Source organism: Sphingopyxis sp. GW821-FHT10B01 (assembly GCF_059415685.1).
The window spans coordinates 1-2,237 of sequence record NZ_JBWKNS010000010.1 but is presented as its reverse complement, the minus strand read 5'-3'; the positions used below and the strand labels follow the sequence as shown (position 1 = coordinate 2,237).

The following is a 2,237-nucleotide window of genomic DNA, read 5'->3' as shown; positions in this document are numbered from 1 at the left end:
TTACCGCCCTTCTTTGTCGGCTTGGGGGTGGTCGGCGACAGGTCGCCGAGCGCGCGATTGGGGTCGTAGACGCGGAAGCTGTCGGCATTGTTGTGGATGCCGACAACGCCCGACGGAACGATCAGGCTTTGTCCCGCGATCAGCGCGCCGCCGCCCGACAGGCCGTTCGCCTCGGCCAACTTGTACCAGAGCGACGGGTCGCCCCACAGCGACGCCGCGATCGATTCCAGGCTGTCGCCCGAGCGAACGGTGTAGCCGCCGCCGTCGCGCGTATTTTCGGGGTTGATGAAATCATAGCCCGCCGAGGTGCCGAAGGTCCCGCGCGTCACCCCGCCGGTGGTGTTCCAGCGGAACGGCGCCGCCTGGCTGTTCGCGGTCCAGTTGCGCTGGTAGTTGAGCAACTGGGCATAGTCGGTCTGGCTTTCCTCACCATTGCCGTTGTTGGTGAGCTCGCCCACCTGGCGTCCGGCGAGGAACAGGCGCTGGTCCTCGGGATTTTTTGCCGCCGCACTGCGTTCCTTGCGTAGTAGCACCTGACCTTCGGGGGTCGATGCGAAGGACACGGTGCGCGGCCGTCCGTCCTGGATGTTGACATGGGCGAGGCGCCCGAAACCGTCATAGCCATAATAGCTATAAAAGACGGGGTTCGAGCCCGAGCCGGTGTCGCTGTCGAAGCTCGACGACGATACGACCGCATCGTTCCACCAAGCATAGACGAAGTCGGAGCGCGTGTCGGCCATCGCCGAATCCGACCCGTTCTTCCAATTATCGGCGGTTGTCCAGTTCTGGACGCCGCCAAGGCCGTAATTGGTGACGCTGTGCGTGACATAGGTGTTCCAGGCGCCGCTTTCGACCTTCAGCTGCGACAGCGATTCCGACGTGACCTGCGACCGGCCATTATAGACGATGTTGTAGCGATCGCGCGTGACACCGCCATTTGTTCCATATTCGAGATAGCGCGTCGTCCGGCCCATTGCGTCATATTGCGTCTGCGCGCGCAGGACCGATGCGGCGAAGGCCCCGGTGCTGGTCACCGTGCCGTCGTAATTGTCGGAATAGCCCGTCTCGGCGAAGTGGACCGTCGTCAGATTGCCGGCCGCGTCATAGGCATATTCCTCGCGCCGCTGGCCCGAATAGCCGACCGCGACATAGTCCCATGTGCCATTCTCGCCGCCGATCGGTTCGGGGTTTTGCCAGCCGCCGCCTGGATCCTGATAGGGAATCCATGTATAGGAGTAGCCGGTCAGCCACGCGTTTCGCGTCTGCACGCGCCGCTGGCTGGCGGCATCGTAAGAGACTTCGGAACCCCACCCGCCCGCGACGACCTGACCGTTGAGGAGCTGGCCGTCGGCGATCACGATCCGGTTCATGCTGTCATAGCGAAACCATTTGTCGGTCGTGTCATTGGCATATTGCGGATAGGCGAGGTTCGGATAGGTCGACTTGGTCCGGCGGATATTGCCCACCGCGTCATATTCGTTGGCAATGGTGACGCGCGCGTTGCCTGCGGCGTCGCGGTCGGTGACGTTCGTGACCCGGCCCAGCGCGTCATAGGCGATCGTCGCATTCTGCAAGGTCTGCGACGCGGCGGTGGTGCCATAGGGGAAGTAGAAGCTGTAGACCGTCCCCGCATAGCCTTCGTAGGTGCGGTTGCCCGCCGCGTCATAGCCGAAGGTCGCAGTGATCGTATTGAGGCCAGACCCCACCGCATCGACGATCTGCGCCACCTGACCGTTGTTGAAATAGCTGATCGTCTGCGTTGCGCCGCCCACGCTGTTCGAAATCTGACGTCCGGCGGCATCGAAAACAAAATAGGTGATGTGCCCGCCCAGATCGCTCTTCCACACGGTGCGACCGAACAGGTCGGTCTGTTCGGTGGCGCTGTAACCGCTGGCCATCGTCGTGACCTGCGTCCACCCGCCCGCCGCCGTGCCGGTGCCGTTTCCGACGAGCGTGCCGCTCCAATGATAAGCCGTCGTGGTGATATCGCCGCCAAAGGCGCGGGTCTTGATGACGCGGCCCTGGGTGTCGTAATCGGTGGTCTCGGCGTCGCCGCTGCCGAGGGCATTGTTCCAGTGTTTGATGCGCTGGCCGAGACCGTCATAGGCGTAGCTGTCGACCAGCCCGCCCGCGCGGGTCACTTGCGTCACGCGGCCCATGCCGTCGAACAGCTGTGTCGTCGTGCGGCCGATCTCGTCGATCAGTGTCCGCGCGTCGCCGTGGATGTCGTATTTCGT

General features: G+C 63.3%; 1 protein-coding gene. It reads right to left on the bottom strand.

What is annotated here, in order from left to right; all coding sequences use genetic code 11:
• On the bottom strand, positions 1–2,237 hold a 2,237-nt coding region (locus tag AC07NV_RS21940; RefSeq protein ID WP_495168518.1), incomplete at both ends, for a LysM peptidoglycan-binding domain-containing protein.